10 protein-coding genes and 2 tRNA genes are annotated in these 14,128 nt (G+C 38.9%); 7 read left to right on the top strand and 5 right to left on the bottom strand.

Going from position 1 to position 14,128, the window contains the following annotated elements:
• The 3 genes from HDF25_RS14050 to HDF25_RS14040 form a co-directional block, all read right to left on the bottom strand.
• The gene (locus tag HDF25_RS14050; RefSeq protein WP_184625744.1) at window positions 1-3,360 is read right to left on the bottom strand and encodes a SusC/RagA family TonB-linked outer membrane protein; all 3,360 of its coding nucleotides are present in this window, start codon (window positions 3,358-3,360) and stop codon (window positions 1-3) included.
• 98 nt (window positions 3,361-3,458) lie between these two features.
• Window positions 3,459-6,020, bottom strand: a complete 2,562-nt coding sequence (locus HDF25_RS14045; protein ID WP_221450906.1) for a zinc-dependent metalloprotease — start codon at window positions 6,018-6,020, stop codon at window positions 3,459-3,461.
• A gap of 160 nt (window positions 6,021-6,180) precedes the next feature.
• Window positions 6,181-7,758: a sensor histidine kinase gene (locus HDF25_RS14040; protein ID WP_184625740.1), complete on the bottom strand. Its 1,578-nt coding sequence runs from the start codon at window positions 7,756-7,758 to the stop codon at window positions 6,181-6,183.
• 152 nt (window positions 7,759-7,910) lie between these two features.
• On the opposite strand from HDF25_RS14040, the gene HDF25_RS14035 reads away from it, so the two are divergent.
• Entirely contained in the window at window positions 7,911-8,366 is a 456-nt protein-coding gene (locus tag HDF25_RS14035) for a copper resistance protein NlpE N-terminal domain-containing protein (protein WP_184625738.1), read from the top strand.
• Between the two features lie 50 nt (window positions 8,367-8,416).
• Here the strand turns inward: HDF25_RS14035 and HDF25_RS14030 are convergent, their stop codons facing one another.
• Window positions 8,417-8,977: an AAA family ATPase gene (locus tag HDF25_RS14030; protein ID WP_184625736.1), complete on the bottom strand. Its 561-nt coding sequence runs from the start codon at window positions 8,975-8,977 to the stop codon at window positions 8,417-8,419.
• 117 nt (window positions 8,978-9,094) lie between these two features.
• On the opposite strand from HDF25_RS14030, the gene HDF25_RS14025 reads away from it, so the two are divergent.
• From HDF25_RS14025 to HDF25_RS14000, 6 genes are all read left to right on the top strand, one after another.
• The gene (locus tag HDF25_RS14025) at window positions 9,095-10,174 is read left to right on the top strand and encodes an alpha/beta fold hydrolase (protein WP_184625734.1); all 1,080 of its coding nucleotides are present in this window, start codon (window positions 9,095-9,097) and stop codon (window positions 10,172-10,174) included.
• 50 nt (window positions 10,175-10,224) lie between these two features.
• Window positions 10,225-10,407, top strand: coding sequence for a hypothetical protein (locus HDF25_RS14020; RefSeq protein WP_184625732.1), 183 nt, complete (start codon window positions 10,225-10,227; stop codon window positions 10,405-10,407).
• Between the two features lie 374 nt (window positions 10,408-10,781).
• Window positions 10,782-12,185, top strand: a complete 1,404-nt coding sequence (locus HDF25_RS14015) for an MAC/perforin domain-containing protein (protein WP_184625730.1) — start codon at window positions 10,782-10,784, stop codon at window positions 12,183-12,185.
• A gap of 108 nt (window positions 12,186-12,293) precedes the next feature.
• A tRNA-Ala gene (locus HDF25_RS14010) sits at window positions 12,294-12,367 on the top strand.
• A 43-nt stretch (window positions 12,368-12,410) separates the two neighbouring features.
• Window positions 12,411-12,493, top strand: a tRNA-Tyr gene (locus HDF25_RS14005).
• Window positions 12,494-12,574: 81 nt separating this feature from the next.
• The gene (locus tag HDF25_RS14000; protein WP_184625728.1) at window positions 12,575-13,495 is read left to right on the top strand and encodes a hypothetical protein; all 921 of its coding nucleotides are present in this window, start codon (window positions 12,575-12,577) and stop codon (window positions 13,493-13,495) included.
• Window positions 13,496-13,763: 268 nt separating this feature from the next.
• Here the strand turns inward: HDF25_RS14000 and HDF25_RS13995 are convergent, their stop codons facing one another.
• Window positions 13,764-14,063, bottom strand: a complete 300-nt coding sequence (locus HDF25_RS13995) for a hypothetical protein (RefSeq protein ID WP_184625726.1) — start codon at window positions 14,061-14,063, stop codon at window positions 13,764-13,766.
• Window positions 14,064-14,128: the final 65 nt, after the last annotated feature.

Here is a 14,128-nt window from a genome sequence, read left to right as displayed (position 1 = left end):
TTAAAATGTTGCATTTACACCGATAGAGATACTTCTTGAAATTGGTTGCGCGTAAATGTTACCGTAAGTTTCCGGATCGAAATATCCTTTGTAACCAGTGCTCAATACAAACAGGTTTCTGCCCTCTACGCTAAACCTCAATGCATTTGCCTTGATTTTTGAAGAGATCTTTGCTGGTAAAGTATAGCCTAAACGAATACTGTTTAAGCGCATATAGCTGACCTTCTTTGCGAAAACATCCAGGTATTTATAAGAGTTTCCAGGATCGTTGGTGTTCATAAAATCAGCAGCCATCCAGCGACTTCCGTCACCTGTGTTTTTATCAATAATCCTAGGTTGGTTTGTATTCGTATGAGTCGGTGTCCATGCGTTCAGGATATCTCTTGAATAGTTCATTCCACGGTCAACCAATGCCGGTTTATAAGAAGGATTGATCAGCATCATCTGGCTCAGGTTAAAAACTGCCGAGATAGAAAGGTCCAGGTTACCATAACGGAAACGGTTAATCAAACCACCAGTATACTTAGGATCTCTGTCGCCGGCATAAGTATACAGGCTCTGGTATTCTTTGTTGCTTAAAGCAGTACCAGTTGCCAGACCTGCCTGAACTTCTGCAAATGGATCATATATTTTGTAGAAATTTTCCATGGAAACAACTTTTCCATTCTGCATGAACTGTGGAATACCATCAGCATCCAGACCAGCTGTTTTCATGACAAAAAGAGCATTTACCGGATATCCTTGTCTGGATGGGGTAAACAGGTTTGCACTTTGCTCCTCTCTGATTACTTTACTTTTGTTATGGGCGATATTAAAATCTGTAAACCACTGGAATTTTTTAGTACTGATATTCCTTGTCGAAATAGTCAGTTCCAGTCCTTTATTTTTTACCTGTGCAAAGTTCTTGTTGGTAAATTCAAAACCATTTTCTAAGGGTAGTGATTGTAAACCGATCAGGTCATTACTGTTCCGGTTATAATAGTCGAATGTAACCTGGAATGCATTGTTGAATAAACCTAAATCCAGACCGGCATTATACGTAGTTGTTTTTTCCCAGCGCAGTTTGTCATTCGGAGGACTTTCCACACTGATTGTATTCTCTACATTACCTGGTAATATTTCAGCAGTTTTGTATCTGCCGACAATCATTGGTGAAGTATTTTTATCAATATTTCCCTGGATACCGTATGAACTGCGGATACGTAAATTAGAAATCCATTTCAGGTTTTTCACGAAATCTTCTTCATTCGCATTCCATGCACCGGAAACAGAATAAATTGGCAGGTATTTATATTTAGGATCTACACCGAATAAATCTGATCCGTCATAACGGACACTACCATAGACGGTGTACTTTCTATCATAAGTATACGAAAGTGTACCGTAGAAAGAAGCATAAGCATTGGCCAGCTTATCTTTCCTATAAGTACGGAAACTCGGATTATCTGACTGTGTTGAATTTGGAAATATAATGTTCTGATTAGTCAGTGTACGTTCATTGAAACCGAACCCTTTGGTCATCAGGTCTTCATTGTTGTTTTTTCTGAATTCTGTACCTGCCAGGGCTTCAATCTCATGCTTCTCATTGATGACCTTTTTATATTCCAGTAAGGATTTCCAGTTATACTGGAAAAAAGAGGTCTTCTGGTTTTCAATAATCCCTCCTACAGGCAGGAAATAAGCATATTTCTTATTTTTAGAATCGTAATAACTTGTCGTTTCCTTAATTCTGCGTGCATAGTATGAATCAATACCAGCATATTTTTCGCTTCCCGTTTCATCAAACTGTAAGCCCAGCTCAGAATGTAATTTCAGGTCTTTGGTAATCTGATAATCCATATCCAGGATACTCTTCAAACTTTTATTACCTAAAGTATATCTGGTATTTTCTCTCTCTTCAATGACGTTAAATGGTACATAGATATCACGGATAGCATTACTGGTTCCAAAGATATCCTGGTCATAAGCGTAACTACCGTCAGCATTTCTGATCACCTGATAAGGGTTCACATTTCTGGAATATTTTGCCGGATTCGTGAAACCGTCAATGTCAGCCAGGTAATTTTTACGGTCTGTTTTGGAAGCGAAAATAGCTGCTCCGAACTTTAATTTCTGAGAAATGTTAAAATCAGTTTTTAAAGTCAGGTTATATCTTTTCATACCTGTACCGATAGAGGTTCCTTTCTCATCGTAATAACCTCCAGAAAAATAGTAGTTCGCCTGGTCATTACCACCCGACAGACTTAAGCTGTATTGCTGATTGATTGCGGTCTGATAAAGTTCTTTTCCCCAGTTGGTATTGTTCTGGCGGAGTGAGTTGATCTGTTGTTGTGTCGCAGGACTTAATGCTGAAAAACCATTAGCCTGGTAATTATCCAGTTCATTATTTTTATTCAGGATCCTGATAATCTCACCCTGATTGTTTCTGAAGGTTAAATCTGGTCTTGCAGCAAGGCCCAATTCGAAATCAACTTTTTCTGTCGAGTTCATCAGGTTTAATTTGCTAAAGTCAGGACGTTCAGCGATAAAGGTATTCGCATTGAAGTTAATGGAAACCGGCCCTTTTTTACCTTTTTTTGTCGTAATCACAATAACGCCGTTTGCTGCTCTGGCTCCATAAATTGAAGTCGCTGCTGCATCTTTCAGAATCGTAATATCCGCAATATCATCAGGGTTTAATCCCGCAATTGGTAAGTTACGTAACTGGTCAATATTATCTTTATCTGTTAAATTATTAGGCATGTTAGTCCCTTCCAACGGGATACCATCTAATACCCATAGTGGGTCCTGGCCACCATTTAAAGAAACTGTACCACGGATACGGATCTTTGGTGCAGCAGACGGACCACCGGTCAGCGTCGTTACTGCCACCCCTGCAATTTGTCCTTCCAGCATCTGGTCGATACCAGAAACACCCGACTGACGCATTTTACTGTATTCCAATACCGTTGTTGCCGTCGTATTTTTACGTTTTGCAATTGCAGTATAACCATTGACAACCACCTCACCCAAATTGTTCTCATTACTTTCCATTGAAATGGTGAGTTTCGTTTTATTGATAATGTTTACCAGCATGGAATTATAACCCATGTAACTTACGCGGATGGTTGGAGTCCCTTCGGGAACACTTAAAGTAAATTTACCTTCCGAATCGGTTACAGTACCAATGGCTATGTTCTGGATAACTCCGTTAAGTCCTGTTTGTACCCCTATCGTAGATTTATCCACATAAACGGATGCTCCAGGGATTGGCAATCCTTCCGGATCTAAAACCTGACCACTGATGGCGGTCTTTTTTTGACTATATCCGGATAAGCCGAGGCCAATCAGGACAAGAAATAAGAGTAGATTTTTAACCATAGTATTTATTTGAGGTGTGTTTGAAAATTCAGCCGGGTGTGTATAGCAGCCCGGCTGAATAAATTGATGTGTGTGTATTTGTGTGTGTGTGAAATCGGTTAATTCGTTTTAAGGCTTTGACGGATACGAAGGATTAAATCCATATAATGACTTTTAGTCGATTCATCTCCTGTGTTTTTATTATTTTCAAGCAGTGATAAAATCTGAAGCAGCTCCCCTCTTTTTGCAGAAGCTGCATCCGAGGTCCGGCTCATTGAGGTCACGTAGATATTTCTTAATTCGGCCGCAGGAGTTTCGAAATCTCGGTTCAGACCAAGATCACATGTTTGTGGTAAATTGATCAGGTTTGACTGTTTCAACGATTTCTTGGTAATCTTTTCCATCATCTTATCCGTACTCACCAATAATACATCCACATAGTTTTGCTGCAGCATACGGTCAGTGATAGAAAGTGATTTACTTTTTAAGGTCTTCGCAAAAACCGCAGGACGTATATCCTTAAATAACTCTGCCACTGTAAATACCTTGTCTTTTCCCATCAGCACTTCCATCTCCAGCATTCTTAATAAACGACTTTCACTCAGCAGGCTGTAAAGCAATGCATACTGGGATTCACGTCTCATATTGTAAGGTGCGTATTCAAGCGGTCCTACCGGGGTATCTTTTAAAGGAAAAGTTTTTTGAAGAAGCTCTTTATTAAACAACCAGTCTGGCATATAGAATACCTGTTCTTTAAGATAAGCCAAAGCTTCTTTCTGGATATTTACAGGTACAGGTGTGAAAGCATTTTTGCCATCTCCGCTCACTGGGTTTTCTAAATAGTACCCACCGATATTTGCAGTCACATGTTCGGCATAAGCCTGCCACTGCCATATAGCAGCCATATATAATTTACCTGCTTCATAGTAATTATCACCTTCAGGCGCTGACCATGCCGCTATTTGCGGAATCAGGCGTTTTAAATTGGCTAATCCGTAACGGCTGGCTTTAACCGAATTATCTCCAAGATCTTCGGACTGCGCACGGGGATCAATGGTATTCAGTAAACTCTGCTGCTCGCCAAAGCGGTACAAAGGATCATTTGCATGTACTTTAATCCATTCTTTAAGAATTGGCAGTTCCTTATGCGGATCTTCTACATCCAGCCAGCGATATCCCCAGGCAATGGCGTAGGTATCATAAACGCCGATCTGCGGGGTAATATTAGTGACCTTATCTTCGGGTTGTGCCACATAATTGAAACGGGCATAATCCATAATAGAAGAAGCTGTACCACCCATACGGTTAGTAAAGGCTGGTGAACGTAAAGAGTCTACCGGGAAAGAAGCCGACGCAGCCATATTGTGTTTCAGACCCAGGGTATGGCCAATTTCATGTGAAGAGACGAAACGGATAGCATGTCCCATTCTTGCATCTGACAATTGATTATATCTTGCTCCTGTGTCAATTATACCAGTCTGCACGCGCATCCAGGATTGAACAGAGATCATTACATTATGCCACCAGACTACATCAGATTCCAGGATCTCTCCCGAACGTGGATCTACAACCGCAGGGCCCATTGCATTTGATTTTGGCGAAGCGGCGTAAGTAATTTCAGAGTAACGGACATCATCACCGTCATAATCGGCAGTATCTTTTACTTCACGGGCCTGGATAGCATTTTTAAAACCAGCCTGTTCAAAGGCTTTCTGCCAGTCATGAACACCTGCTATAATTTCTTTTCTCCATTTTGGGGGAGTCGCAGGATCTATATAAAATACGATTGGCTTAGCTGGCTCTACCAGTTCGCCTTTCAGATATCTGGTACGATCTTCAGGTTTAGGTTCCATTCTCCATCTGGTAACCAGTTCCCTTGTTTCCATCTTATGCTGTGCATCAGAGAAGTACCATCTCGGTGTACTAAAGAAACCTACTCTGTTATCCGCAAAACGCGGTTTCATTGGTTTCTCTGGTAATAAAAGAAGATTTGTAGTAACGGTTATACTGATGGGTACGCTAATTCCTGCATCCATCACACGGGCACTTAATAAAGCGCGGATGACTAAATTCTGTGGGAAAGTTTTAACCTTTTCAATAGCTGATAAAGACGATTTAGGGGAGGCTCCCAATCCTAAATCTGTAAATACATCATTGAAGCTTTTTTCCGTTCCGTCAAAAACCTTGTTCATTTTAATAACAACGGCAGATGAATCGGGCGAATAGGCCTCAATCTTGAATGATTCAATAACTGAACCGGTAAAATTATCGTTTACAGAACGGGTAATCGCATCACCCGGAGCCGACTCGATCTGTGGTACGATGGTCTTTACCCATACTGTTTTGGCCAGTTTATTTCTGGAAAAACGAACTACTTTATTGTCGAAGTTCATCCCTTTATTCAGGCCGGATTCGTTAAGTGCAAGAGGTACTGACGAAATTTTGTTGACGATCAGAAAGTCCTTTTCCATCAGGTTCAATGGAATTTCAAAGTAGTAATCTGCTTCTACCTGATGAACTTTAAACAGACCATTCAGTGTTGTCGCTTTTTTCAATAATTCCGCATAACTTTTCAGTTCCTTATTTTTGGTACTGTCGGTCTTGGCTTTCTTACTGAGTGTATCCGTAAGTGTTTTTTTACTAGTAGTTTTACCTGTAGGTTTTGGTAATTTTTTAGGCATCTGAGTATAGCCATTTACATTGCAGAACAATAAAAAGAGCGCAGTAAAAGACAATCTCAAAAATTTTTTATTCAAAATCATGCCACAAAATCCCCCTTAGTTGCCAGATTATGAAATTATTAAAAGTGAGCTTGCCATTATGCGAAGTGAAAGCGCAGATTTAAGGAGTGGATGGATTTTTAATGAGGGGTAAAAAGCATTTATAGGTCCCATCTTCAATCCCGTAATTCAAATGAAGGTCTCCGAAATGCGCGTAAATTCCCTGCAGGTATTTTAGCCCTTGTTTGCCAGAATCCTTCACATCGTTCCTTAACTGTAAATTGTTGGTAACAAGTATCCCATCGCCCTCACTTTTAATACTGATATACAATGGTTTTAATTTGGAAACGACATTGTGTTTCACTGCATTTTCGACCAGTGTCTGGATACTCATAAAGGGAATATAAGCAGAGGAATGTTGTTCATTCAAATCTATTTCAAGCGAGGCTAAAGCATCGCCGAACCGTATTTTCAATAAGAAAAAATATTCATTGGCAAAACCGACTTCCCTGGAGACTAATTCGAGTCCGTTTGGTGTAGGATCCAGCACATAGCGGTACACTCTTGAAAGCTTCACCACAAATGATTTTGCAAGCGCCGGTTTCTCTTCTATCAGACCATTTAAAGAGCTCAGTGAATTGAATAAAAAATGTGGATCGAGCTTTTCTTTGAGTTTATCTAACTGTAAAACGGCATTTTCTTTTTGCTGACGTTCTACAGCTAACTCGGCCCGCTGCCTGAGCATAAATTGTTTTTGCCATTTGGCCTGCGTCCAGGAGATCAGAATCAGTATAATCAAAGCTGTGGAGACAAACATGATCATCACATATTTTTCTATGGCTTTTACATCTTCGTCGACTGCCAGGACGGGGGTATCCACTATCATGGTCCATTTCATCGGGCCTATATGTAAAGGCGTATAAAAACGGACTACAGGAAGCTGCAGATACGCAGAGTTTACAATTTCATAACTGCTGATGCTGTCTCCCAGAAACTGGGTCCCGGTTCTTTTAACAGGACCTGCCATGCGTTTACCAATCAGTTTTTCTTCGAGATTGGTGATATAATATCCGGCCGAATCGATAATAAATGCAGAAGCCCGGCCGGTACTGTCTACACTCCAAAGGTAATGCTGTAAATCTCTGAAGTTGACATCCAGTCCAAGGATCAGCACAGAGGAATCAGCCAGACGATGTCTGGATGCTAACAGACAATGCAGGGAATCTGATACATTGATCATGGTTCCGGTTCTGATTGCGCTGTCTTTTCTGACCAGCTGACTGTGGATGAATTTTTTCTGATAACTCAGTATTGTTCCTTCTTTATACTGTTGCCCTTCTTTAGTTATTGTTTTGTAAACAGTATCTTTTCCTTTGACTATCGCATACCAGCCGCGTTTTATTTTTGGATGGCTCAGTAAGAGTGCACTGACCATTTGTTCTGCGTGATGAAAATCAGTGTTGGATCTGATCTGGGGAATAATCGTTTCGGAATTGTTTAAGCCTCTGATGAAACTTCTGAATTCATTATAGATAATATTGGATTTCAGCTGATAGATCTTGGTGGCCATATCAATACTGATCCTTTCTGTGCGTTTGTTGAATTTACTGGTCATGAAGTAACCAATCCCACTAAAACACAATAAAATAAAGACTCCGATGGTAATAAAGTATTTGGAGTTATAAATTGCGGGTTTCATTCCGGCAAATATAGACAAATTGCTTTACAGCTGTTTTGATCCCGGCTTACAGCATGAGCGATCATTCTGGCATTATTTATGCCTAAGAAAGTAATTATTTCGTTACATTTACGTTAACACACAAACATCTATTGATCAATAAATACACTAATATGAACACCAAAATCATGTATGCAGCAATATTGGCTGCCGTTGTTAGTTTAACCAGTGCTTGTCACAGCTCTAAAAATGCTGCACAGACGGCAACAGATTCTACAGCGACCACCACTACGACTGCAACACCAGCAGCGTTTACCGTTGGAACCTTTACAGGTGAAGTACCAGTTGGAAAAATGAAATCTGCAGTCGAGGTTACTTTTAATGCTGACTCCAGCTTTACATTAAAAGAGGTCTACAAAGGCGCAGACAATAAACCCGCCCCTTCAATGGACAGTAAAGGAAAGTGGAAATATGATGCCACTGCTAAAAAAATATATCTGGCTTATACCAATTTAATGGACAGGGGAACTTCGTTCAGTGTTGTTGATGAAAAGACCATTCAGATGCATGATGGTAGCGATCATACAAAACAAACGGAAGGAAATGAATATAATCTGACCAGAAAATAATATACAGCAGAGCCTGTGCATTATATAATCAGTCAGGGATAATAATTAGGTTATGCCTGACTGATTTCTTCCAAAATAAACGCTACCCTTTTGTTAATTGACACACAGGGTACCTCTATCACTTCGTAAAGATAGGTACCGTAGGTTTCTTTCAGAACCTCGTAAATCCGAACAGCTTCTTCAAATGTTTGTTTACGTTCATCATCCGTCTGATAAATAGCAAACCAGGGCGGCAACAGGAAAACTTTCTGATGATATCTGTAAGTTTGGGCATAACGACGAACCATATCCTTATTCAGTGGCGAACGAATTAGTTTCGCGTAAGCTAATGTGTCTAATATTCCGCGGTCAAAAAAAACCGGCAGGTCATTATTAATACTTACATCATCATAATCCGCAACCGAACGATCGAGCATCAATTGTTTAAAAAGTTCTTTATTTTTCCAGGGTAAGGCCTCTCCGTCTGTTCGCATTTGTTCTTTAATAATTTCCCTGGCAACTTCAGGTATACATTGGTATCCCATGTTTTCGAGTTCGCTGAGTAAGGTGGTTTTTCCGGATCCGGGGCCGCCGGTAATCACAAAAAAATTGTTGTTTAATTTAAGTTTCATTGGATTAAATGTTGTTGGGGATCTTCTGAACGTCATGTTATTGACCGCGGTTAGTGAAAAAGGGGTTCAGGTTTTGAATATTTCTAGCTTTAGGTCTTATTTAAGCGTAAACCTGATATGAAATCAATTATATTATTGATCTGTTTAATGACCATAACGGAGCGAACGTCCGTGTTTGCACAATATGACAGGAATTCAGATACGACAAATTTAGAAAAATTGTATCAGCAGGCAAAGTCGGCCTATCTTGAATTTGAGAATATACATGGCGGATATGTTCAGACTAACAATGTACTGATGCACTATTTAACATGGGGTAATCCTTCGGATACGCCATTAATCTGGGCTCATGGCAGTTTCAGTCATAGTTATGAACTGGCAAAACTGGCTAAAACATTGACTGACGGAGGTTATTATCTGATTGCTGTTGATTACTATGGGCATGGACAAACACCAATACCTGCACATGAGGTGTCCCTTTATCATTCTGCTGATGATATACTTGTTTTAATGGATTCTTTGAAAATTAATAAAGCTGTGATTGGTGGATTTTCCAGAGGGGGTTATATTGCTGCAGCCTTTTATCAGAGTTATCCACAAAGGGTAAAAGGTTTGATACTAGAAGATGGTGGTTCTGTCGCCTTTAACAGTTTTAATCACAGCATGAGCGATGAAATACTTCAGAAAAAACTCAGTTCCATTGTACCTTCCGCCGAAGCTGATAGTCTTTATAATAAGAGTTATGATTCTGAAATGGAGGCCTATTTAAGTCTTTACGACAAATCGATAGGCGGAACTCAGCCCGAGTTATTGAATATTATCAAAAAACGAGGAAACCATTGGATTACTTATCAGGGTTTAGCAAATTTCTTCTCGATGGAAAACGAAAAACAATTCAGAGACCTTGTATTGAAACCTAATAAATCTCCACTATATGGTACCTCAATTACCATGGTTCAACCTAAAATAATATTCAGAAATTTAACTGTTCCTATGCTTATCCTTGACCCGGTATCAGCAAATGATCCAATTCCTTTTGAAAAAGAAAATGTTGCATTGACTAACCAATTTCCTCACCTGATTACCAGGGTTGAATATCCCGGAGTGGAACATAATGTTCATTATGCACAACCTGACAAGTTTTGCCAGGATCTAATCAGATTTTTAGCCGATGTCAAAAGGAAAGGGCTACATTAAGCCGTTATCCTTTAAGGATAGTGTATATTTGTATTTTATCCGCAAATACCATGATCAGATTAAATAATGACACACCATTGGATGTATTACAAGATGTAAAAGAAGGCGACATGGTCACCGATACATTTAGTAAAACAGGGTTGGTAGAGAAGATTGAAATATCAGATGATGGATTATACCGGATCTATACTTTTAACCTGGTTACCGGCAGAAGTATAACAATCAAGAGATAAATTTGACTGATCAGTTAACGTTGCTAAAAGATTACCTCTAAGGTAACCATTCTTTCACCGGTTCCTTCCTACCGGTTTAAATAAAATAATTTCACATAAGACTTAAAACAACACTGATAACCTATATAGATTAACAATATGTTAATTTAAAGTTCGTTACCTGAAATAAACAGTCACTATACAAGTCAAAAAAGCTCAATTTTCAACACCAATAAAGTATTATTGAATAAAATTTTAATAATTTAACACTATAAACACCAAATAAAACAACCTTAATTTATTTTAAAAATTACTACAGTTGTCAATATGTATAAATATTTTATATATTCGAATAATTTAAACCATATAAATTAATATTTAGACCATTGACAAACATGAAGAAAAACTACTTTCCATTCGTCATGCTACTATTGTGTACAGTAGCCGGATGTAAAAAAGATCAATTTAAAAACCTGCCCGGAAACCCTGAAAACATCCGTAAAGTGGCCTCTGGTGGAGATGGCCTATATGATTTACTGGGTTATGGATACGATGCAACAGGCGAGTATGGCAATGCAAGTGCTTCAAGATTTAAAGTTATTGATATCGCAAAATTAAAACTTGAGCACCCTGACAGGGTTGAAAATAGCATCGCCCCGGATCAGTATACTACAATTGAGTCAGGCGCAAATTCAGAAGATTATTCCCGTGATTTATCCGGTAAGTTTAGCGGCTCTCTTGACTTTAAACTTTTTGGAGGAACGGTATACGGATCTTATAAGGATTCGATGAAAGCATCTAACAAATATTCTTATGCTCACCTATCACAGATTAATAAACAAAGATCTGTTAAAGTTAATGCATCAAATGACCTGATTATAGCTAATTATTTATCAGATGCTTTTAAATCAGATATTAACACAATGACTCCACAGCAATTGGTAGCTGCTTATGGAACTCACGTATTGAGTAACATTGTCCTGGGTGCAAAACTTGAGATTAATTATCGCTCTACAACCACCAGTTCGGATAAAAAGAAAGCGGCAACCGCTGGAGCTGCTGCTCATGGACTTATCAAATTTTTCTCGTTAAATGCCGATTTTACCTATGATGAAAGTCTGGCTAAAACGAATACTAATCAAACTTTAAGTTACCGTACAGTAGGTGGAGACGGGACTAAAGGAGTAATAGGAGAAGTTGAGCTGGATAAGCCTATCACAAAAGTAAATATCAGCAACTGGCAAAGTACTTGCACTGCGGCAAACGCTACACTGATTGAGATTGTAAAAGATGGAGCTATTCCACTTTCTGATCTGATTGCCAATCCTGCAAAGAAGGAAGCTGTAAGATTATATATCAATCAATACCTTAAAGATAAAGGAGTGAAAGCATTGGGGGATGTTCCTGTTTATGTCTATTATAATTCAAGATCCAGCGATCATTATTTCACCCCCGATAATCAACCTACCATAGGAAATGGTGGTTTTCTAAATGAAGGCATAGCTTTTTATGCTTTCTCGGCGCCTGCCACCGGCACCGTACCTGTTTATGTTTATTATAATTCAAGATCAGGTGATCATTATTTTACGCCGGATAATCAACCCACCATAGGAAATGGCAGCTTTAGAAATGAGGGTATAGCATTTCATGCTTATCCTTCAGCAGGCGCAGATAGAGCACCTGTTTATGTGTATTATAGTTCGAGAAACAGCGATCATTATTTTACACCAGATAATCAGCCTACTATCGGGAATGGTGATTTTGTAAATGAAGGCATAGCTTTTTATGTCCCTGATTAATCATTAATCTAGTAATAATTGGGGCTTTGAAATTGATCAAAGCCCTTTTATAGTTTATTTCAACATTTAATTTGCAACAGTCAAACTTTTAATTACTTTTGCCACCCCGGGGGATTAGCTCAGCTGGCTAGAGCGCTTGCCTGGCAGGCAAGAGGTCAGCGGTTCGACTCCGCTATTCTCCACCCAGGAAAGCTTCAGAGCAATCTGGAGCTTTATTTTTTAATCGGGGGGATACCAGAGTGGCCAAATGGGACAGACTGTAACTCTGTTGTCGCAAGACTTCGAAGGTTCGAATCCTTCTCCCCCCACTCTTTTTAAAAGCCTTTCAGAATTATGTTCTGAAAGGCTTTTTTTGTCTAGTTTTAGAGCGAATTAACAATCAGCTATTTATGAAATCACTTTTATTAAGTTTATGTCTTTTCATGGCATATCATATCTCTAATGCGCAAACAGCTCTAACCGATATTGGTGGGAATGTAGGTATCGGTACAGCAAATCCAATTACCAGATTACAGGTATACAGCAATAGTAAACAGGGTGAAATCAGGCTTGGTGGCGGCAACGGAACCGGAGAAGGTAGAATGTATATCAATGCCGACTTAACTAATAATTTGAGTTACATTGATGTATTTGGGGATAATGTTTTCAAGAAACTATCTATAGAAGCACTCCCTCTGGTTCTGAATAATGCTTCCACCGGAAATGTTGGGATTGGAACTGATAAACCTTTTGCCAAATTACATATTAAAAGTGATTTGAATTCAGGAATGATGGCTATCGGCAACGATACCTATCCTGCTTTGCTTTATTCATCAGCCGGCAGCGGTGAATTCAGATTAGACAACAGGTCTTCTGTTTATGGTTATATTACATTTTTCCCTAATGGGGAGGGTACGACTCAGGGAACGGAAGCTATGCGTATTGCTAAATCTGGAAATGTAGGAATTGGGACTTCAAACCCTACGGATAAACTATCAGTCAACGGAAATATACGGGCACGGGCAATCAAAGTAGAGACTGCAAACTGGCCGGATTATGTTTTCAATGAAGAATATGCATTACTTTCTCTTCCGCAATTAAAAAACTACCTGGATAATAATAAACATTTACCAGAGCTACCATCGGCAAAGCAAGTGGAAACAGATGGGGTTAATTTAGGTGAGATGAATAAGTTACTTGTTAAAAAGGTAGAAGAACTGACTTTGTATCTCATTCAGCAAAAAGATGAGACTGATAAACAGAATAAGGCACAGCAGCAACAGATTAATGAGTTGAAAGAGCAGATGACCAAACTCATGCAAACTAAATAACAATTCCTTAAAATTCTTTTAAAAGCCTTTCAGTATAATCTGAAAGGCTTTTTTTATTTACTCAATAGCTGTCAGAACCCAAAACATTAATCAGCCATATGAAGACAGTATCATTTTGCTTTCTTTTTTTGCTCATTTCCAGACTGAGTTTTATGAAGATACTTTATCCATTTCAAGAGACGCTCCGGTTTAGCCTCCCGGGTGATCAGGAAAAACAAATGATATAAAAGTTAAAACCATCCAGGATGGTTTACTTAAATAAATAAAATTAATCAGCATAAGCCAGCAAACCCATATTCAGTGATCTGGCCTTGTTCAAAATGGCCAGCAAATTTTCAATATCTCCATGATGTAAGCGCTGATTAAGATTTATTTTATGGCAGATCTGTTTGATGATGTCTGTGTCCCACCTGAAATCAGTATAGTAATCATAATTACTTCCGATTATCCCAGACTTCTGTAGATTTCCAAAAGTCTTATAATCAAGTTCACCAGCCAATTCCAACTCTACTTCTTCAGGGTAGCCGGGCTGGCGTTGATGATCCGGTATCAGGTAAAAATCTAACATAGTAACAATTTAAAAAAATTATATTTACCACTTATATCAATACACATTAATCCTTAAAAAAGGAA

The organism is Pedobacter cryoconitis, assembly GCF_014207135.1.
Lineage (GTDB): Bacteria > Bacteroidota > Bacteroidia > Sphingobacteriales > Sphingobacteriaceae > Pedobacter > Pedobacter cryoconitis_D.
The sequence above is the reverse complement of the archived record's forward strand: the minus strand, read 5'-3'. Positions and strand labels throughout refer to the sequence as shown.